Annotated in this window: 22 protein-coding genes and 1 riboswitch; of the genes, 11 read left to right on the forward strand and 11 right to left on the reverse strand. The window is 49.7% G+C overall.

What is annotated here, in order from left to right; translation table 11 throughout:
* The first annotated feature begins 238 nt into the window (after positions 1 to 238).
* The 9 genes from H8710_RS10400 (at position 239) to H8710_RS10440 (ending at position 6639) form a co-directional block, all read left to right on the forward strand.
* Positions 239 to 886, forward strand: coding sequence for an ECF transporter S component (locus H8710_RS10400; RefSeq protein WP_249295455.1), 648 nt, complete (start codon positions 239 to 241; stop codon positions 884 to 886).
* 25 nt (positions 887 to 911) lie between these two features.
* Positions 912 to 1685, forward strand: coding sequence for a type III pantothenate kinase (locus H8710_RS10405; RefSeq protein ID WP_249295456.1), 774 nt, complete (start codon positions 912 to 914; stop codon positions 1683 to 1685).
* Positions 1686 to 1886: 201 nt separating this feature from the next.
* Positions 1887 to 1996, forward strand: a riboswitch (TPP riboswitch).
* Positions 1997 to 2036: 40 nt separating this feature from the next.
* Positions 2037 to 2657 carry a YkoF family thiamine/hydroxymethylpyrimidine-binding protein gene (locus H8710_RS10410; protein ID WP_249295457.1) on the forward strand — a complete coding sequence of 207 codons (621 nt, stop codon included), beginning with the start codon at positions 2037 to 2039 and terminating at the stop codon, positions 2655 to 2657.
* Positions 2658 to 2669: 12 nt separating this feature from the next.
* A complete protein-coding gene (locus tag H8710_RS10415) occupies positions 2670 to 3272 on the forward strand; it encodes an ECF transporter S component (RefSeq protein WP_249295458.1) in 603 nt (200 codons plus the stop codon).
* Positions 3269 to 4759 (forward strand): ABC transporter ATP-binding protein, encoded by a 1491-nt coding sequence (locus tag H8710_RS10420; RefSeq protein WP_249295459.1) that lies wholly within the window; start codon positions 3269 to 3271, stop codon positions 4757 to 4759. Before H8710_RS10415 ends, H8710_RS10420 begins: the two co-directional genes overlap by 4 nt.
* A complete protein-coding gene (locus H8710_RS10425; protein WP_249295460.1) occupies positions 4756 to 5481 on the forward strand; it encodes an energy-coupling factor transporter transmembrane component T family protein in 726 nt (241 codons plus the stop codon). Before H8710_RS10420 ends, H8710_RS10425 begins: the two co-directional genes overlap by 4 nt.
* A gap of 126 nt (positions 5482 to 5607) precedes the next feature.
* Entirely contained in the window at positions 5608 to 5796 is a 189-nt protein-coding gene (locus H8710_RS10430) for a spore coat associated protein CotJA (RefSeq protein ID WP_249295461.1), read from the forward strand.
* Positions 5786 to 6037: a spore coat protein CotJB gene (locus tag H8710_RS10435; RefSeq protein WP_249295462.1), complete on the forward strand. Its 252-nt coding sequence runs from the start codon at positions 5786 to 5788 to the stop codon at positions 6035 to 6037. Before H8710_RS10430 ends, H8710_RS10435 begins: the two co-directional genes overlap by 11 nt.
* A gap of 5 nt (positions 6038 to 6042) precedes the next feature.
* Complete coding sequence (locus tag H8710_RS10440; RefSeq protein WP_249295463.1) at positions 6043 to 6639, forward strand: manganese catalase family protein; 597 nt, start codon at positions 6043 to 6045, stop codon at positions 6637 to 6639.
* 66 nt (positions 6640 to 6705) lie between these two features.
* Here the strand turns inward: H8710_RS10440 and H8710_RS10445 are convergent, their stop codons facing one another.
* From H8710_RS10445 to H8710_RS10475, 7 genes are all read right to left on the reverse strand, one after another.
* The gene (locus tag H8710_RS10445) at positions 6706 to 7680 is read right to left on the reverse strand and encodes an ABC transporter ATP-binding protein (protein WP_249295464.1); all 975 of its coding nucleotides are present in this window, start codon (positions 7678 to 7680) and stop codon (positions 6706 to 6708) included.
* Positions 7681 to 7748: 68 nt separating this feature from the next.
* A complete protein-coding gene (locus H8710_RS10450; protein ID WP_249295465.1) occupies positions 7749 to 8564 on the reverse strand; it encodes an ABC transporter permease in 816 nt (271 codons plus the stop codon).
* A 13-nt stretch (positions 8565 to 8577) separates the two neighbouring features.
* Positions 8578 to 9369, reverse strand: coding sequence for an ABC transporter permease (locus H8710_RS10455; protein ID WP_249295466.1), 792 nt, complete (start codon positions 9367 to 9369; stop codon positions 8578 to 8580).
* Between the two features lie 294 nt (positions 9370 to 9663).
* A complete protein-coding gene (ychF, locus tag H8710_RS10460; RefSeq protein ID WP_249295467.1) occupies positions 9664 to 10758 on the reverse strand; it encodes a redox-regulated ATPase YchF in 1095 nt (364 codons plus the stop codon).
* Positions 10759 to 10785: 27 nt separating this feature from the next.
* Positions 10786 to 12474: an arginine--tRNA ligase gene (gene argS, locus H8710_RS10465; RefSeq protein ID WP_249295468.1), complete on the reverse strand. Its 1689-nt coding sequence runs from the start codon at positions 12472 to 12474 to the stop codon at positions 10786 to 10788.
* Positions 12475 to 12611: 137 nt separating this feature from the next.
* Entirely contained in the window at positions 12612 to 13055 is a 444-nt protein-coding gene (locus tag H8710_RS10470; protein WP_249295469.1) for a YwiB family protein, read from the reverse strand.
* Between the two features lie 26 nt (positions 13056 to 13081).
* On the reverse strand, positions 13082 to 14140 hold the full coding sequence (locus H8710_RS10475; protein WP_249295470.1) for a D-alanine--D-alanine ligase: 1059 nt from the start codon (positions 14138 to 14140) through the stop codon (positions 13082 to 13084).
* Between the two features lie 331 nt (positions 14141 to 14471).
* On the opposite strand from H8710_RS10475, the gene H8710_RS10480 reads away from it, so the two are divergent.
* Positions 14472 to 15386 carry a collagen-like protein gene (locus H8710_RS10480; RefSeq protein WP_249295471.1) on the forward strand — a complete coding sequence of 305 codons (915 nt, stop codon included), beginning with the start codon at positions 14472 to 14474 and terminating at the stop codon, positions 15384 to 15386.
* A gap of 90 nt (positions 15387 to 15476) precedes the next feature.
* Positions 15477 to 15929, forward strand: coding sequence for an aminoacyl-tRNA deacylase (locus H8710_RS10485; RefSeq protein ID WP_249295472.1), 453 nt, complete (start codon positions 15477 to 15479; stop codon positions 15927 to 15929).
* A 44-nt stretch (positions 15930 to 15973) separates the two neighbouring features.
* Here H8710_RS10485 and aspS read toward each other — a convergent pair whose 3' ends face one another.
* The 4 genes from aspS to H8710_RS10505 all read right to left on the reverse strand — a co-directional run bounded on the left by aspS (position 15974) and on the right by H8710_RS10505 (position 20378).
* Positions 15974 to 17758 (reverse strand): aspartate--tRNA ligase, encoded by a 1785-nt coding sequence (aspS, locus tag H8710_RS10490; RefSeq protein WP_249295473.1) that lies wholly within the window; start codon positions 17756 to 17758, stop codon positions 15974 to 15976.
* Between the two features lie 36 nt (positions 17759 to 17794).
* On the reverse strand, positions 17795 to 19108 hold the full coding sequence (gene hisS, locus H8710_RS10495) for a histidine--tRNA ligase (protein WP_249295474.1): 1314 nt from the start codon (positions 19106 to 19108) through the stop codon (positions 17795 to 17797).
* A 96-nt stretch (positions 19109 to 19204) separates the two neighbouring features.
* The gene (locus tag H8710_RS10500) at positions 19205 to 19609 is read right to left on the reverse strand and encodes a methylglyoxal synthase (RefSeq protein WP_249295475.1); all 405 of its coding nucleotides are present in this window, start codon (positions 19607 to 19609) and stop codon (positions 19205 to 19207) included.
* Between the two features lie 37 nt (positions 19610 to 19646).
* Positions 19647 to 20378: a nucleotide-binding protein gene (locus tag H8710_RS10505; RefSeq protein ID WP_249295476.1), complete on the reverse strand. Its 732-nt coding sequence runs from the start codon at positions 20376 to 20378 to the stop codon at positions 19647 to 19649.
* Positions 20379 to 20459 lie beyond the last annotated feature (81 nt).

A 20459-nucleotide genomic window follows, 5' to 3' on the forward strand; every position in this document is an offset into this window, starting at 1 on the left:
ATATTCCCAAGCTCCTAGGGGCCTGTATGCCGTTTTCAACGGTAAAAAAGCACCTTTCAGGTGTTTTGCAAACCACTTTGCCGTTTGCTTGTGAGGTTATTATACCAGATTCAAAAATCTTGTACAACATTTTTATGGATTTCCATAAAATCCTTGCATTCGCGCCTAGGGGCAGGTATAATAAAACTGCTAAAATTGCATTGTATCCAGATTGGAACAATAGCAGGAGGAATTTTATATGAAAAAAACATCGGAAAAGACCTTGGGACTAGTTCAGCTTGCTCTGCTTGGAGCCATCATCTTCATCCTGGCTTTTACCCCGTTTATCGGGTACATCCCGCTTGGAGTAACCAGGGCGACCATCATCCACATCCCCGTTATCGTGGGATCCATTCTGCTGGGACCGAAAAAAGGCGCCATTTTAGGCGCACTCTTTGGCGTCACCAGCCTGATCCAAAACACCGTTTCCCCGACGGCGACTTCCTTTGTGTTTTCGCCTTTTTACAGTGTAGGAGACGGGGCCGGCAATCCCCTGAGCCTCATTATCTGTTTTATTCCCCGTATTTTAGTCGGCATTGTACCTTATTTTGTCTACATTGGACTCAAAAAGTTGATGAAGCAGCGTAAAGGCGGAGAAACGCTGTCCCTGACCATTGCAGGCCTCGCAGGTTCTTTGGTCAATACCCTGCTTGTCATGAATCTGATATACTTCCTTTTTGGGGACAGCTACGCTGCAGCCAAAGGCGTCAAAGTGGACACTCTTTATAAAGTGATCCTGACAGTCATCGGTATTAACGGCGTACCGGAGGCAATTTTGGCAGCAATTTTGACAGTGGCCATTTGCAAGGCACTGTTCAAGGTACAGAAACGGAAAACAGGAGTATAATGATCAGAAAAGGAATGGACACAATATGATTTTAGCATTAGATGTAGGAAACACCAATATTGTCATCGGCTGTCTCGACGACGAAAAAATATACTTTGTGGGCCGCCTGGCAACCGACCGGAGCCGGACTGACGACGAATACGCCATCAGCTTTAAAAACCTGATGGAATTAAACGGCGTTGATCCCGGCCGTATTTCCGGCAGTATTATTTCATCGGTGGTCCCGCCGCTGATCCAGATTTTGGAACTGGCGGTGGAAAAAGCGATTGGGTGCACTCCCTTGGTGGTGGGGCCTGGCCTTAAGACCGGCCTTAACATCAAAATCGACAACCCAGCCCAGCTGGGGAGTGATTTGGTGGTGGATGCCGTGGCGGCGCTTCACCAGTATCAGACGCCCCTTATTATTTTTGATATGGGGACAGCGACCACTGTTTCGGTTATCGACAAAAACAAAAATTACCTGGGCGGGATGATTGTTCCCGGGGTAAAAGTATCCCAGGAGGCACTCACCTCCCGTACTTCTCAGCTTCAGAGCATCAGTCTGGAACCGCCCAAGCGCATCATTGGCACCAACACCATCGACTGCATGAAAAGCGGCGCCATCTACGGCAATGCCGCAACTTTAGACGGCATCATTGACCGGGTGGAAGAGGAACTGGGGGAAAAGGCCACCGTCATCGCCACCGGAGGCCTCAGCAAATGTATTGTTCCCTACTGTAAGCGGGAAATTATCGTGGACGACGATTTGCTGCTCAAGGGTCTGCGGCTCATTTATCAAAAAAATACACCAGAAAAGTAAAAGAAAGGAACTCTCCGGTGCGCTGGAGAGTTCTTCCCGTTTTGCAGGGGAAAATGGGGAAAACGTTACTGCTATTTGCCAATATGCACAGTTAAATGATGAAAAACGAGGCGCTTTTTTTACAGTTACTGTGTTGACGATTAAAAAAAACCATGGTACAATTTGTTGGAAAAAGCGGGAGACTGCTTTGTACAATTGAATACAAAAAACCCGGGGTGCTGGCGAAACGCTGGCTGAGAGAGGCAACTTGCCTTAACCCGCATAACCTGATACGGATAATACCGGCGAAGGGAGTGTAACAGTGAGCGGCAAATAGCCTCTTTCCGGGTACAGGAAAGGGGCTATTTTTTTATGTCTAACAAAAAACTTGAAGATTTAGATTGCCCGTGGTGCGGCAGAGGCGCCAGTCTCGACATTACTGGATGCCGATTCGTGCTCTGTCCCATGAGCGGCCGGTACATTGACATCATTCTCGACGCGGTCAAACAGGTGGATACGAGGAAGATCTGGCACACTACTGATAAGCTCTCCACTATCTATCGGGGCAAACGGATCCATGTGACCGACGCCGTAAAGGCATGTTTTGTAAATGCATATCAACAAGATGTCCACATGGTCATGGAAGCGACTTTTTCTAAAGGCTGCCCCGGCGACACCGACGCTGACAGTTTCCTTTCGGAAGACAACGTCCTTATGAACCAGGCACGTATTGCAGATAAACACTTTCCGGTTCTCTGCAAATTTGCCTTCTATCCCATGGGGATGGACGATTATATCCGCCATATCGCTCATATTGCAAACCTTGCCATTGAACGGGGCGTATACCTGGAATCCAGCCACTACGCCACCGTTTTGCAGGGCGACGTCCACGATATTTTCGATTACTTTGACGAAGTGATGAAATACGCCGAGCAGAATATTTCCCACTACATATTAGAAGCGACTCTGTCTGTCAATAGTCCGACAAAGTAAAGGAGAAAAAGGATGAAAATAAACGTTAAGTGGCAGTTAAAAGATATTCTCATGGTAGGAATTGTTTCGGTGTTTTTTGCCGTGGTTTACCTTGGTGCGGTATATCTATCCATTCCTCTGACGACGGCACTCACCCCTTTGGGGCTGGCCCCGCTTGGCAATGAAATTATTTTTGGCATCTGGTTTATGGCGTCCACCTTCGCCGCCTACGTGCTGCAAAAGCCTGGCGTCGCCATCGTTTCTGAAATGCTGGCCGCCCTTATCGAGGTACTCTTGGGCAATATGTACGGTCCTATCGTATTTGTGTCCGGTTTTTTGCAGGGGCTAGGTGCTGAGATAGGCTTTACTATCTTTCGCTACAAACGCTATGACTGGCTCTCTATGAGCCTTTCCGCACTGGGGGCGACGGTACTGAGCTTTGGATGGGGCTTTGTCCGGTCCGGATTCTTTGATTTAGCTCCCTCCCTTCTCGTTGTCATGTTTGTGATCCGCCTTCTCAGCTCGCTGCTGTTCTGCACTGTCGGGTCCAAGCTGTTCGCTGACGGCCTTAATAAGGCGGGCGTGCTGAGAAGTTACGCCCTGGGCCAAAAAAACATTCTTATTGAGGAAGAATGATGGAAAAGGAAATACTGCTTGCCGCCGAACACTTGACCTTCCGATATTGTGAACAGTCCAAACGGCCGGTTTTGGAAAACATTTCGCTGGAACTCCCCAAAGGGAGCGTCACCTTGCTCACTGGGGACAGTGGATGCGGAAAAAGCACTTTAGCGTCCATTTTAGCGGGGCTTTTACCAAAAAATGGCGGTTTTTTGCAAAGTGGGACAGTCACAATTCGCGGGGAAAACATCCTGGAGATGCCGGAAAACAAGCGGGTACGGCATCTATCCATAATGTTTCAAAACTGCGATCTGCAGTTTTGTATGAAAACGCTGCGGGAAGAACTGCGTTTTTGCCTGGAAAATATCGCGGCAGACCCAGCATGTATGGATGCAAGGGCATGGGAGGCCGCCTGCCAGACCGGTATGGATGCCTTTCTTGACCGCCCTCTCCACTCCCTTTCCGGCGGGGAAAAGCAAAAAGCGGCGCTTTCCTGTATTTTGGCATTGGATGCTGCCTGCCTTATTTTGGACGAGCCGTTTGCCAACCTGGACCCGGCCTCAGCCGAGGAAATCATCCTTCTTTTGAAAAAACTCCATCGGGATAAGACATTGACTATTTTGGCCATCGACCATCATTGGCCGCGCTGGGAAGGCCTTGCCGACCGAATTGTCCGGTTGGAAGAAAACAACTCCATCTCTCTGTTATCTCAGCCGCGGCATACGGACTTTGTGCCGGAACGGAAAAAGGATATTTTATGTGAGGCACCACACACATTGAATACAGGTAAGCCGGCATTCATTCTGGAACAAGTGACCCTTTATGCGGACAATCGAAGGAAATCTTCTTGTGCAGATGTGCCGTTGCTTTCCGGTGCATCGGCTGCCTTCCCTACCGGAGGCATTACCGCCATTCTGGGAAAATCCGGAGCGGGCAAAACCACACTGTTTGAAGCGATGCTGGGCCTGCGTCAATATGAGGGCAACATACTGTTTCAAGGCAAAGAAGTCCGGAGTTATAAGAAAAAAGAACTTTTCACCAATGCAGGCATCGTATTTCAGAATCCCATGAACCAATTTGTAACTCAGGGCGCGTTGGATGAAATATTGTTCAGCCTCAAACGAACCGGTAAAAAGGCGCCACCGCGACAGTTAGAAGAAAACGCACTGTCCCTTCTGGAACAGTTCCAATTGAAAAATGCTCGGAATCGTTCCCCCTTTATGCTTAGTCAGGGACAGCAACGGCGTTTAGCGGTTCTTTCCATGCTTGCGGGCGGCCAGCAGATCCTACTTTTAGATGAGCCCACCTACGGACAGGACGACCGCTCTTGTGAAGCAATTATGGATCTGCTGGGAGAGTTGGTACGCAAGCAAAATCTGACGGTCATACTGTCCACACACGACGAAGAGATGGCTTGTCGCCGGGCCCACCAAATTTACCGGCTGGAAAACGGTAAGCTGACGCCAATACGTATCAGCATCGAAAGCGAGGTGGTTTCCGCATGAAGAAGCCCTACCTGGAAAACGTCAATCCCTTCTGCAAGGCATTGACCGTTTTAATCAGCGCGGTTTTATTGTCTTTCAGCTATTCGGTGTGGCTCAACCTGTTGGTGTTAGGGCTTTCGCTGACGGCAGTGGCCATTTTTTCAAGAGCCTCTAAGAAAAAGCTTTTTCTCCTCTTTTTGCCCGTTTTATTGATGGCGGTTGGCTTTCTGATTACCGGTCTGTTGTATACCGGACCGAAGGCAGCTGGATACACAGGAAGCATTGGAATCGCCGCCATGTCCATCGGTTCACTCTACAACGGATTACAGCTGGGGACGCGGATTTTTGCCTTTGCAGGACTCGGCATCCTGTTTTCTCTGACTACCGGTGCACAGGAATTTATTGTCAGCTTACAGCAACAGGCAAAACTGCCCCCAAAGTTTGCCTATGGTATTTTGGCGGCTGTCCACCTCCTTCCGAACATTCAAAAGGAATATGGGAATGCCCGGCGTGCCCTACAGGTGAGGGGGATATTCTCCCCTTTTTCCTTAAAACCGGTTTTCGTCATGTTCGTAAACGCCATTCGATGGTCGGAATGCCTTGCTATGGCAATGGAGTCCAAAGGTTTTTCCGAGGAAGGCCAGCGGACTAATTATCATGAAACTTCAGTAAAAAAATTGGATGTCATTTTTACCGTATCCATTTGTTTTTGTATGGCAGCGGGCGTAGTTTTGCTTCGCTAACAAATAGAAAACAGCGTTATTTCTCTTTAAAAACAGGGGAAAACGCTGTTTTTTTTGATTGAGAACCGACAATTTTTCCCCAGCATACCATATACTGTATTTTTACAAGAAAGAGGTGTTATGCTGATGGAAAACTGGGAGCAAGTTGATTTTGGCAAAATGTGTTTAGACCAGCTTCCGCTTGCAATGTCTTATGTGCCGATGCAGAGATGGGAAGATTTATACGCCCCCTCTGTGGCGCTGGAACGGGGAACGCTTTTTGCAAAGCTCGACCTGCCATTCATCGGTAAGGAGGCGGTACAAAATGGAAGATAACAAAAATACACTGCTGAAAGAAATCCAAATCGCCAAGTTTGCGGTCATTGAAGCCAACCTGTTTTTGAATACCCATCCAAACGACCAGGAGGCGCTGAAATTTTTTAAGAAATGCGCTGATAAGCTCCATGATCTCATGATGGAATGGGAAGAAAAAAATGGCCGGGTTCAGAATACAGCTGGCGGCCAGATGCGCTGGGCATGGGTAGATAATCCGTGGCCTTGGGAAATGGGGGTATAACGAGTATGTGGAGTTATGATAAACATCTGATTCATCCAGTGAAAATCAAACGCCCCGACGCCAAAGCGGCCACAGTGATTATGTCACAGTTAGGCGGTCCTCACGGCGAGCTGGGTGCGGCCACTCGTTATCTCTCTCAGCGTTACAGCTGTCCCTTTGGTGAAATTACCGGTACACTGACTGATGTAGGCACCGAAGAACTGGCACATGTGGAAATGATTTCCGCAATTCTGTATCAGCTGACCAAAAACTTGACGGTCGAGCAGATCAAGGCCCAGGGATTTGACCAATACTTTGTTGACCATACCGCGGGAATTTGGCCTCAGGCCGCTTCTGGCATGGCGTTCAGCACAGAGACTTTGGCCTCTACAGGTGACTTGTTTGCCGATTTGCATGAAGACTTGGCGGCGGAACAGAAAGCCAGGCTGAGCTATGATAATATCCTGCGGCTGGTAGACGATCCCGATGTCAAAGACGCTATCCGTTTCCTCCGGGAAAGAGAGATCGTCCATTTTCAGCGCTTTGGCGAGGCGTTGCGTATCGGCCAAGAAAAAGTCAACAGCAAAAACTTCTACGCATTCAATCCAGAATTTGGCCGGTAAGAATCCTCAAAGAAAAAGAGCGCGTTCTGAAATCAGAACGTGCTCTTTTCTATTATTTTCAAACGGTTACTGATCGTAGGCTACTTTAATGATATCGTCAATTTTTGCTTCCTCTAGGCTAAAATCCTTGATTTTAGCCTGCTTAGAGATATCTTCAATGAGCTTTGCGGCGGTAATGTCCGTTTTTTGAAAGCGAAGCACCTGTCGGGCGCCTTCCCCAGATATAAACTGAGCGGAGGGGTGGCATATAGGAGCCTGTTCGGCATAAAAGTCTACAATCAGTTGGCGGTAGGGGGCAATTCGGTCGATGAGCTCTACCAGAGATCCGTCCTCGATGAGCTTGCCCTTGTTGATGATCATTAGGCGGGAACAGAGTTCCTGAATATCCCCCAGGTCGTGGGTGGTGAGAATAATCGTTGTTTTCCTCGTCTGATTGATTTCCTTGATGAACTTTCGGATGGCGTATTTAGCGTTTACGTCCAATCCAATAGTGGGTTCGTCCAAAAACAGAACTTCCGGCGAATGGAGCATGGCGGCCGCTAAATCTCCCCGCATCCGCTGGCCGAGAGAAAGCTGCCTCACCGGCTGGTCGATGATCTGTCCAATCTCCAGAATATCATCCATAATATCCAGATTTCCTTTATAGGTTCTGTCGTCGATGCGGTAAATGCGTTTTAAAAGCTCAAAGGTCTCGCCCAATCGCAAATCCCACTGAAGCTGGCTGCGCTGCCCGAACACGACACCCAGGTTTTGCACCACTTCCTTGCGGTTTTTCTGTGGGGAGAGGCCATTAATCCGAATTTCCCCCGCGGTGGGAGTCAATATTCCGGACATCATTTTGACGGTGGTGCTCTTTCCCGCTCCATTGGGGCCGATATAGGCGACGATCTCCCCCCGATCGATAGAAAAACTCACATGATCCACTGCCCGGAGGCTCTCCTTCTTTTTGTGTACAAGGCTCTTGAGCGCGCCTTTCAATCCCTCTTCTTTACGGATGATTTTATAGTCTTTGACCAAGTGGTCTACGGTGATGATAGACATAGCTGACAATCCTTTCTTTCAGGAAAAATGGGCTTTGCAGCGATACAGGCACAGTTTAAAAAGATTCGTTAATTCCCAGCGCTTTCGTACCGGCGCAGGCCCAGCTTAAACAGCAGGCAGGCGATTAGGTAGACAATCACGCCGGATCCGAGGGTAAAGAGCGCGGCACCCCCAGGAAAAACAAACCGTCCGACCTTGTCGAGGAGGTCGCTGGCAGGGTAATAGCTGATGAACCCCAAGGGAAGCAGGAAGGTAAAGACGCCCTGCAAAACCCTTGGATACATAGAGAGTGGATACATTGTCGTCTTGTCGAACATCTGCTGGCATAAAGGTACAAACTGATTGGGACTGTTGGTCCAAAAGCAGGTACAGCCGAAAATCATGTAGATGCCGCCTCGAATCAGGGTAGCGCCGAAAATAGTTACCAGAACGGACAGAAGATTGGCCAGGGACCATTGGAAATTGACCTGTACGCAGCCGTAGGCAAAAATCATTAGGCCAGGAACGGCGTCTGCTACACCGATGAGATTTACATACATAAACAAGAACTGGAAAAGTACGCTCATGGGTCGAACCATAAACCGGTCAAACGCGCCGTTTATAATATGCCAGCCCATTCCCCAGGTTTGTACAAACAGCAAAACCGATATAGAGTGACTGATAATCCCTAAACCATACATAAAGGCGATTTCCCCAAAGTGCCAGCCGTTTAAGTCACCGAACTCTGCGATGACGAATTTGATCATGGCAAATCCGACTACAAACTGGAAGATGTTGGCGACAACCCATCCCAATAGGCCCAAGGGATACTCGATATCCTCCTGAATGCTCATTTTGGCGATTTTCCAGGCGACGGAGCCGTAGTGCTTAATTTTTTGTAACATGTTTTTCCTCCTGTCAGCCGCCCTGAACCATGACGTTTTTCAGTACTTTCCTTTGCATCAGCCGGTACAGGCCGTAAAGGATTAAAAGCCAGACCAGCTGTACGCCAACCTGAAAGATAGTCTCCTGTTCTGTCAGCTTGCCGATGTAGATACTGAGGGGAAGCTGGTAAATATACTGAAAGGGCAAAAAGGCCAGAATATTGCGGAGCCATTCTGGAAAAAACCACAAAGGGATGATGCTGCCAGAGAGCATGCGGATAACGCAGATTTTTAGAGAAGAAAGCGGCCCCATTCTGATGAGCCAAAAGGAGAGCATTCCGAAGGTGACGGACAATAGCCAGTTGATGAGATAACTGATGGCCGCGGTGACGATAAACAGCAGCAGAAGCAGGGCCGATGCCGGTACAGGCACCTGAATGAATAAAGCTGAGACCAGTAACAGAGGCAAGACATTTTGGAACAAAAGGATCAGTAAATTTCCGGTATCTTCCGCCAGATAAATACCGAATAGGTTTACAGGTTTCAGGATGTCCAGAGCAATATCTCCTTTTTGAATGCTCTGGGAAATCCGGATTTCCACATTGATGGTAAAGAGGCAGGAGAGAACGCCGGACATGATGGTATAAGTTAGCATCTGTTTTTCTGTAACGCCGGCGGCACTGTCGCGCCCGCCGTAGACCGCAATCCAGAAAAAAGCGGTGACAACGACGAGAAAACACTGAACTAGTACTGCGGTAAGCACGTCAAACCGGTAGGCTAAAGCCTTCATCATCCGGGTTTTCATGATGTAAAGGTATGGCTCCATAAAGCGCTCTCCCTCCCTTTTAAAAAATAAAAAACGCAGAGGCCGTTCCCGTAAAACAGCTTCTGCGGGCAAATCACGAGAAGAACCATTCCTTTATGGGTACTGTCTGTTCAATTGGATGCGGATCATTTGGCTGAACAGCATGGGGGCTCCCTCCTTTGAAAATAGTGGTATCATTGTAACATAAAATAAAATAGATTGTCAATATATAAAAATAATTCTTTATTTCTTCAGAAATACAGTTTTTTATAAAAAAGAGGACGGCATCGCCGTCCTCTTTTAGAAAATTTATTACTATACGTTAAAACGGAACAATACGATATCGCCGTCTTTCATGACATATTCCTTGCCTTCCAACCGGACGAGGCCCTTTTCTTTGGCAGCGGCCATGGTGCCGCAGGCCATCAGGTCGTCAAAGGCAACCACTTCTGCCCGGATGAAGCCCCGTTCAAAGTCCGTGTGGATTTTTCCGGCGGCCTGAGGCGCTTTGGTGCCCTTTGTGATTGTCCAGGCCCGAACTTCCGGCTCTCCTGCCGTTAGGAAGGAAATAAGTCCTAGCAGAGCATACCCTTCCTTGATGATACGGGCGAGGCCGCTTTCCTTGAGGTTTAGGTCCGCTAAAAACTCTTTCTTTTCTTCGTCGGTCATATCGGCAATTTCTTCCTCGATTTTCGCGCAGATGGGTAAGACAGCGGAATGTTCCTCTTCTGCAATTTGCTTCACCGCCTGATACTGGGTATTAGACTCATAACCACCTACAAAATCGTCTTCACACATATTGGCGGCGTAAATCACTGGTTTATTAGATAGAAGAGGCGAGGAAGCAATGATTTCCCGTTCGTCGTCAGTGAACTCAAAACTGCGGGCGGATTTCCCCTCTTCCAGATGGGCGTAAAGCCGCTCTAAAAATTCCAGCTCCCCGGCGTATTTCTTATCAGCGCGGACGAGTTTCTGGGTTTTCGCGATCCGGCGCTCCAGAATCTCCATATCGGAAAAAATCAGCTCTAAATTGATAGTTTCAATGTCTCTGGCAGCACCAATAGTCCCGTCCACATGAACCACATCCACATCCTCAAAACAGCGGACTACGTGGACGATGGCGTCCACTTCCCGGATATCGGCCAAGAACTTGTTTCCCAGGCCCTCCCCTTTGGACGCGCCTTTCACAAGCCCCGCGATGTCGACAAATTCCAGGACCGCGGGGGTGAATTTTTTCGGATGGTACATTTCAGCCAGATGGTCCAGCCGCTCATCTGGAACCGATACTACGCCCACATTGGGCTCAATGGTACAGAACGGATAATTGGCAGACTCGGCGCCTGCATTTGTCAGGGCATTGAAAAGGGTGCTCTTTCCCACGTTGGGAAGGCCCACCATACCTAATTTCATCTTGTATTTGCCTCCTGAGGACGGGCCTTACATGGATTCAGGCGCGTCAATTTTTAGAATGGTCAGCGTATTTTTCAGCGCAATACGGACGGCCAGGCATAAGGCCAAGCGGGCCTGCATCAGCTTTTCGTCGCCGCAGAGAACCTTACAGGCATTGTAGAATTTATGGAATAAAGCGGCCAGGTCCAAGGCGTACCGGGTCATTTTTGCCGGGTCATAGGTCTTAGCGGACTCAACAATTTCGTTGGGCAGCTTGGCCAGATGCCGGATGAGTTCAATCTCTTCCGGTGCTATGAGAAGGTCTAATTCCTCCAAAGTTACAGCTCTGGCTTCAATGCCTTCGCCTTTTAATTTGGCAACGATGGAGCAAATCCGGGCGTGGGCGTACTGGACGTAATAAACTGGGTTCTGGCTGGACTGCTCCACCGCCAGATCCAGGTCAAAATCAAACTGTGAGTTTGGTTCTCTTAAATTAAAGTAGAACCGGGCGGCGTCTACCGGGATTTCCTCCAGCAGAGTGACCAGTGTGATGGCCTTGCCGGACCGTTTGCTGGCTTTGATAATCTGCCCGTCGCGAACCAGGTTTACCATCTGCATCAGCACCACGTCGAGACGGGACGGATCGATACCAATAGCCTCCAAAGCTGCCTTCATACGGGCCACGTAACCGTGATGATCGGCACCGAGCACGTTAATGGCCTTGTCGTAGCCGCGGGTGACCAGCTTGTCGTAATGATAGGCGATGTCCGGAACAATATAGGTGGGGAAACCGTTGGAGCGGACAAGCACAAAATCCTTATCGGCGCCGAACGCCGTTGCCTTGAACCAAATGGCCCCCTCGGCTTCGTAAGTGTGCCCTTTTTCCTTGAGAAGCTCAATCACTTTATCGACGGAACCATCGGCGTGGAGAGCGGACTCCTTGAACCACCGGTCGTAGTGGATACGGTACTTAGCAAGGTCAGTCTCCAGGTTTGCGATGTTAATGGGGAGCGCGTATTGGACTAACGCTTTCCGACGCTCTTCTTCGGTGGCTGACATGTATTTGTCGCCGTGAATAGCGGCGAAGTTTTTGGCATGGGCGATGATGTCGTCTCCGTGGTAGGAATCCTCTGGCATTTCAACGCCGTCTTTGTAAAGCTGCTGGTACCGCAAGTCCAATGACAGGCCAAATTTATTAATTTGATTGCCAGCGTCGTTGATGTAAAATTCCCGGTCGGCCTGAAAACCGGCCCAATCGAGAACTGCCGCGATGCCGTCGCCCAAAGCGCCGCCCCGGGCGTTACCGATGTGCATGGGACCGGTGGGGTTTGCGGATACAAATTCGACGAGCATCCGTTTGCCCTGTCCGTAGTCGGTGCGGCCGTAGTTTTCCTTGGCGGAGAGCGCCTCCTGCACCGAGGCGGAAAACCACCGGCGGCCCAGCGTAAAGTTGATAAAGCCGGCACCTGCCACTTCGACGGCGTCAAAGCTCGTCCCCTCCAGTACGATTTGTTGGGCCAAAGCCTCAGCTATCTGCCGGGGGGCCTTACGGAACACTTTAGCCGATACCATGGCGATGTTAGTGGCAAAATCGCCGTGGGAAATATCCCCGGGAATTTCAACGGTAAAGTCCGGAATAGGTTCTTCGGAGAGCGTACCTTCTGCTACACAGCGGCCTAAAGCAGCCAGGATAATCTCTCGGCACTCCTGTTTCGCATCCAAAATCGGATTGGTCATCAAAAATATCCTTCCTTTCTGGGAAATGGGCAGTGATGTGGTTTAACGGCACTATATCCGCCGTCGTTTCTTGATGGCAGAGGACTAAAAGCTTTACAGAATCTGTTAAATAGGAGCTCTCTTGCCAAACTTATATTTTAGCTGTGGGGGTGGGAATCCTCCACTTGGGAAACGTCGATAAAAAGCTCGTTTTCGCTCATTAAGACAGAGTTCATATCCAGAGTATATGCCATATGAAGGCTTGCGCTGTCGTCGGTAAGCTTCCATTCCAAGTTTTCGGCAAATACTCCAATTTCCATCGGGCTTCCATAAACGGTGTAGCGCCCAATGTTGCGGATACCCGGCTGGAGAACCAAATGGGAAGAGGTGCTGCCTCTTCGCATCATGGTGACACGGCCCTGGTCCTCGATTTTTAAAGTGGTGGTACAGCCTTCGTATCCTGTCGTCTCAGTTTCCTCATAAGTAAGATACGTATGGTTGTTTTTTTTGTACATTTTACCTTTTGTAAAAAGTTCCGCGGTTGTTTGGTCGTTTTCCACCGTATAAACACCTTTGATGCGGATCATGACATCTTTAGACATGCTATTTCCTTTCCGTTTGCAGACGGTTACTTGACAGTTTCAGCCTGCTCCTGCGCCAGTATAATCAGGCGTTCCAGTAAATCCCCATAAGATAGGCCCACCGTTCCCCACAGTTTGACAAAGAGTGAATCGGTAGACAAATCAGGAATGGCTTTTACCTGGTTAAAATAAATCTCTTCTGCAGGGGTAACAAAAAAGTCCACGGCTGCCAACCCCGAGCAGTCAAAAAGCTGGTAGACCTTAATGGCTAAATCACGAATTCGATAAGAAATATCCTGGCTGAGTCGGGCGGGAATAATACATTCCGAAGATTTTTGATCGAAATCCCGACCAACCATTTCCAGAGCATATTCTCCCAGTACCGAGGCTTCAGGGATTTCGTTTCCGATGACGGCACACTTGATTTGGCTTCCCAGAATACGCTCTTCTATGAGCACTTTGTCGTCATGAGTAAAAGAGGTTTTGACTGCTTCCGCCAATTCCTCCTCATTATCCACCAAAGAAACACCGGACAAACTGCCGACAGGCTTTACAAATACCGGATAACCAAAACTGTCCAACACTTGTTCAGACAGTTGATGTACATCGAGTTTGTCGTTTCGTTTCACCATCAGATATCGAGCTGTGCCAATGCCAGCGCTGTTGGCGATCATGTGAGTGAACGCCCGGTCCATAGAAACCGCCGCGGGACAGGTACCGCTTCCTACATAGGGTATTCCGGATAGATCCAATACACCCTGCACTTTTCCATCCACCGCCCCCCGGCCGTAAAGCAAGGGGATGACACAGTCCAAATGTAAAAAGGAAAGAGTTTGGTCTTCCAGAATTTTGTAAATTCCCTGCTTGGTGCCGTCCATGTTAAAAACGACTGGACAGCAGTCCGGATGTTTCATCCAGTCCTCTTGCTGCAGCAAGGACAGCTCCATGGGGCAATAAAGCCACTTCCCTTTTGGAGAAATACCTAACAATACTACTTCAAACTGGTTTTCTGATAATGCTTCTGCTACCGAGCGTACGGATGGAAGATATTTGTAGCTGTCCGATGAAATGCCGCCAAACAACAAAGCGATTCGTTGTTTCGCCATCCAGTGCTCACTCCTTCCCATATTTCGCGTACAAGACGTATATTTATTGTAATGTGTTAAGATCGCATACTATAACTAAAATATCATACCATAAAAGCATCTGAATTTCAAGTCCTTCCTGATAGAGGAGGCTTTATAATGAGACTCCACCAGTTTTTTCATGAACCGCTTTCCCTCTTGTAGAATACAATACTAGTGCAGTATTATTCTGTATCGGGTCACCTAAACCACATTATCCAATAGTTACTGATACAGAATGAAACTGAAGACAAATCGCAGTTTTATAACAGGCCGAGAAGCTTGTCATTTACTGCGACCATGGAGGGTGTTTATGAATATTTATAAATGTTCGGATTGCTGCTGTCCCTGCCCGCCCCCTTGTCCTGAACCTTGCCCCCGTCCCTGCCCGTGCCCCTGTCCACCTGATTGTATAGGGCCTACTGGACCTACAGGTGCGACTGGTCCAACCGGCCCAACAGGTCCGACAGGTCTAGTTGGTTTTACAGGCCCTACTGGACCGACCGGTCCGACAGGTCCCACCGGTGCGACCGGGGCAACAGGCGCCACCGGAGCGACCGGAACAGGAGCGACGGGCCCCACCGGCCCGACAGGTCCTACTGGACCGACCGGGGCAACAGGCGCTACCGGAGCGACCGGAACAGGAGCGACGGGCCCCACTGGACCGACAGGTCCTACTGGGCCGACCGGGGCAACAGGCCCAACTGGAACAACTGGCGCTGCTGGAAATGCGGTTGAATGCGCCTGCGTCGACCAGATGAGAAACGTGATTCGACAACTAATTGCTTTGTATCCGACAGATACCGCAGTAGTTGCGATGGAAAGCGGGAATAACGCCAGCGGACGGCTGGGTTCTCTGCTTCCGGCCCCCAATACCAATCCTAATGCAGGGCTGCTCCAGCTCACAAACGCGCAGGGAGTTCCACAAGAGGCGTTGTCTCTTTGCAGGATTGCTTCGGTGCGGATCACCAGCGCGACCTACAACAATGCGATCACCTACCTTGCTGCTCCAACCCCTGCTCCCACAGGATGCGGCGCCGATTGTGAAGCTGCTGTCCGCGCATATCTGCCGGTTGGCACTACCGGTGTTGATATTAATGCCGGCGGACAGACGGTGGCTCAGGGAACGGTTCTCCGCAGTGAATTTGGCATGACGGTCGTGGTTGGAAACAACAACAGTGACCCGACGTTTGTGTCAAACTGCAAAGCAGAAGTCCTCAACAAATAGTGCGACGGAAAAAGCCTGTGTATTCCACAGGCTTTTTTGCTGGACAATTGCGAAAAAAGATTGTAGGATAAATAAAAAGGGGCGATTACGATGCTGACGATGACAGAGCTTTTTGACTATTTGACAGAACAAAAGGCGGATTTTACGATTATCCCTCACCCTAAGCCGATCCAGTCTTTACAGGACGCGGCGGAATATTTTGAGCCTCAAAAATCTGTCCCAACTTTTATTTTAGACGATGGGGTAGGTCTTATCGCCCTTTTTTCGTCTTCTGGCCGTGGGCGGCTTGACTTAAAAAGAATAGCTGAGAAGCTCAACATATCTAGGCTCAACATGGCCGATCGCAGAAAGATTTTTAAACTAACGGGTTACGAGGCGGGGGGGATACCGCTTATCGGTCTTTCCCTTCCCTGTATTTTCGATGGACGGCTGCGTACCTTCGATTATATTTACGGCGGGTCGGGAAATCCATTGCACACGCTGAAAATTTGCCCCCTAGACGTAAAGCGGTTAAACGACGTTCGGTGGGTGCTGGACGATTAAAAGGTATGCATCAAAAAAGCACGGGTAAAACCCGTGCTTTGCTTTTATTCCTGTTCTGGTTTCACAATGGATAGTGAAAGTTCGCTAAGCTGGGCGGCGTCTATGTCTGAGGGGCACTGGGACATGAGCTCGCTTGCGTTTTGCACCTTGGGGAAGGCGGTGACATCGCGGATGTTGTCGGCGCCGCAGAGAATCATGGCCAACCGGTCAAGGCCGATGCCCATGCCGCCGTGGGGGGGTGCGCCGTAACGGTAAGCGTCTACCAGGAAGCCAAATTTTGCCTCGATTTCCTCGTCGCTAAGGCCCAGAGCGCGGAACATCTTCTGTTGGAGCTCAAAATCAGTAATGCGGATGGAACCGCTGCACAGCTCGACGCCGTTGAGCACTAAATCGTAAGCTTTGGCCCGGACAGCACCGGGATTGGAATCCAGTTTGTCCAGATCCTCGTCCATAGGCATGGTAAAGGGATGGTGCATGGCCACCCAGGTTTCAGAATCTTCGTCCCACTCAAAGAAGGGAAATTCCGTTATCCACAGGTAATCGAAGCCCTCGGGGATGATGTCCATCCGTTTGGCAGTGGTGAGGCGGAGCGCACCCAACACCGGCAGAACAATTTTGTTTTTGTCGGCGACAATGAGGGCCACATCCCCTTTTTGACAGCCTAAGCGGGATAGAACGGCCTCCAATTCCCCTTCACCCATAAATTTCGCAAAAGAGCAGTTGGGAGCGTCATCCACCCAGCGGACAAAGGCTAGCCCTTTGGCACCGATGCCTTTTGCCTGTTCGGTCAGCTTGTCGATTTCCTTTCTAGTGTAGATGGAGGCGCCGTTTTTGATGACAATGCCGCGGACACTTCCCCCAGCTTCAATGGCGGAAGTAAAAACGCCGAAGCCGCAGTCCCTTACCAAATCGGACAAATCGTTGATTTCCATGCCAAATCGGGTGTCGGGTTTGTCGGAGCCGAACCGTTCCATAGCGTCTTTATAAGTCAGACGGGGCAGAGGGAGTTTCACATCAACGTCCAAAACCTCTTTCATGAGATACTGGACAAAACCCTCACCGATTTCCAGCACGTCTTCCATATCCACAAAGGACATTTCCATATCGATTTGTGTAAATTCCGGTTGGCGGTCAGCGCGCAAGTCTTCGTCACGGAAGCAACGGGCCAGCTGGATGTAGCGGTCAAAGCCGGAGATCATCAAAAGCTGCTTGTACATCTGAGGGGACTGGGGTAGGGCATAAAACTTGCCCGGATGGACACGGGAGGGAATCACGTAGTCTCGTGCTCCTTCAGGCGTGGATTTAATCATCATAGGGGTATCGATTTCGATAAAGCCGTTCTGATAAAAATACTCCCGGGAAGCACGGGCAATTTTACCCCGGCGGATGAGGTTGTCCTGAAGGCTTTTTCTCCGCAGGTCCAGATACCGGTAACGCAGCCGCAATTCTTCGTTGGTTTCAGTGTCGTCGGTGATGTGGAAAGGCGGAGTCTGGGCTTTGGCGAGAATCCGCAGGTCGGTGACGAATACCTCGATTTCGCCAGTGGGAATGTCAGGGTTGACACTTTCCCGACGGCGCACCGTACCCTTTGCCATGAGGACGTACTCCATATGCACCTCTTTGGCCTTGGCGATGACGTCCCGATCGGACTTATCGTCAAAGGTGAGCTGAATGATGCCGGTGCGGTCTCTAAGGTCGATAAAGACAAGCTCTCCCTTGTCCCGCTGTTTCTGGGTAAAACCTGCGACGACAACTTCTCTGCCGATATCGGATGTGGTCACTTCAGTGCAGTAATGGGTACGTTTTAAGCCCTTCATAGTGTCCGCCATTTGATAAAACTCCTTTTATACCAATTTAGGTAAAATTTATTTCTCGATTTGATCCATGGACAGCGCCTCGGTCATTTTTTTGATCTGGTCATCGTAGAGGAATTTGACCAGAGACTCGTCCAGCATAATTTCACAGCTTTCGCCGGTCTGCATATTTTTGATGTTGGCCTTGTTTTCCGCCAGCTCGTTTTCGCCCAAAACCATCGAGAACTGGGCTTCTATTTTGTCGGCGTATTTCATCTGAGCCTTGACGCTGCGGCCCATGGTGTCGCATTCGGCGTAAAAGCCTTCGTTGCGGAGATCTGTCACCAATTGAAGTGCCCGGATAGACGCTTCTTCGCCGATGGAGGCGATGTAGAGGTCACAGGGCTGGGGCGCGGGGATCTCTACTCCCTGTGCTTCTGCCACCATGAGAAGCCGTTCGATGCCCATAGCGAAGCCCAGGGCGGGCTGGTCATTGCCGCCTAAGCTTTTTAAAAGCCCGTCGTACCGCCCGCCGCCGCAGACGGTGCTTTGCGCGCCGATGTCACCAGAGACGAATTCGAAAACAGTTTTATTGTAATAGTCGAGGCCTCGGACGATACGGGGGTTGACCACATAGGCGATATTTAAAGCGTCCAACCTCTTTTTAAGCCCTTCAAAGTGGGCTTTGCAGTCGTCACAGAGATAGTCCAGCACCGCGGGGGCATCTTTGGCAATTTCCTTACAGACAGGACTCTTGCAGTCGAGAATCCGCATCGGGTTTTTATCGAGACGGGTCAAGCAGGTCTCGCAGAGCTCGTCTTTGCGGGCTTCAAAGTACTGCTTCAAAGCGGTGTGATATTCCTTGCGGCAGGTGGGACATCCGATGGAGTTGATTTCCAGCGAAAGGCCCTCGATGCCGAGAATGGCAAAAAAGTCGTTGACGAAGGAAATGACTTCCACGTCGGCGCTGGGAGAAGCGGAACCAAACATCTCCACGCCCAGCTGATGGAACTGGCGGAAACGGCCCGCCTGGGGCTTCTCGTTGCGAAAACAGGAGATGTTATAGCTCACCTTGACAGGCAGTGCCTCATTGATGAGACCGCTTTGCAATACAGCACGGTTGATGCCGGCAGTACCCTCTGGACGCAGGGTCAGGTCCCGGCCGCCCTTATCGGTGAAGGTGTACATTTCCTTCTGTACCACGTCAGTGGTGTCCCCTACCGAGCGGGTGAAGAGTCTGGTTTCCTCAAAAACGGGAGTGCGCATTTCTTTAAAACCGTACAGCCGTGCCGTATCGAGAAACAACCGCTCCACAAACTGCCACTTATAACTTTGGGCGGGCAGTACATCCTGGGTTCCTTTGATGGATTTGATTTCTAACGCCATATGGAAACTCCTTTTATCTGTCTTTTTGCAAAGAAAGCAAGCTCATCGGTTCCGATAAGCTTACTTCCGTATTTCTATAGGGTTATGGAAATATCATTACAGCCCCTGATTAACAATCATCCTCCAGTCCAAGTCTCCCCGTTCCAATCCGTGGATGAGAACTTCGGCAGTGGCGATATTGGTGGCCATAGGAATGTTGTGGACATCACAAAGCCGCAGCAAGGTGGTCTCGTTGGGCTCGTGCGCCTTCGGAGTCAGCGGGTCGCGGAAAAACAACAAAAGATCAATTTCGTTGCAGGCAATCAAAGACGCGATTTGCTGGTCACCGCCTTGGGAGCCGCTCAAAAAACGCTTGATGTTGAGGCCGGTGGCCTCGGCAATAAGTTTACCTGTTGTGCCGGTGGAACACAGATTATGATGGCTCATGATTCCACAATACGCAATACAAAACTGCACCATCAATTCTTTTTTTGAATCATGTGCGATTAATCCGATATTCATAATTTGTTCCTCCTTGTTGATTTTCTATTTAAGGGTTCTAATTTACCAGTAAAGGAATGTATTCGCCTTCTATCCGGAGGGCAATGGCCTTGCAGATGCGGACGATACGAGCGCCTGCGCTCAAGGGAAGTCCTTTTGAAGTACAAAGCTGCATTTCTTGGTCCTCCGGCAGAACGCCGATGAGTTGGGAGCCTACTCCGTCGATCACTTCGTCCAAATCGGCGACAATCTGCTTTTTTACAAGCCTGTTGTTTACTCGGTTTATAACGAGACGGTGACTGCCCATATCTGCCTTATGCAGGGCGCTGACCACTTTGCCGCCATCCCGGACGCAAACCGAGTCAGGCGTAGCCACTACCAGAGCCATATCTGACATGGCGGCAATGCGCATACTGAGGCCCAGCCCAGCGGGCGTGTCCAAAATGATGATGTCGAAGTGCGGGCGAAGCCCTGCCACTAAAATATTTACGTCTTCCATAGCAATGGATGACTCCATAGAGACCGGAGCCACAATAACGTTTAGGTTTGAGTTCCACGGAGATTCCACAATAGCTTTATTAATGTTGCATCGGCCCTCCAGCAAGTCCCCCAAGTCGTAGACAATCCGGTCGGAAATGCCCAGCATCAGGTCCATCCCACGCAGGCCCACGTCGAATTCAATCATTAAAACGCTTTTTCCAAGAAGCGCATAGGCCATTCCCAGGCCGACGCACACCGTGGATTTGCCTACGCCGCCCTTGCCGGAAGTAATCGATAGGACTCGCGCCATAAAGATTCTTCCTTTCGCTTCCAAGCATAGGAAATGATATAGTGGTGGCAAATATAATTGTATTAGCCGCCATACCCTTAC

Origin of the sequence: Fumia xinanensis (assembly GCF_014384905.1) — a bacterium.
Taxonomy (GTDB): Bacteria; Bacillota; Clostridia; order Oscillospirales; family Ruminococcaceae; genus Fumia; species Fumia xinanensis.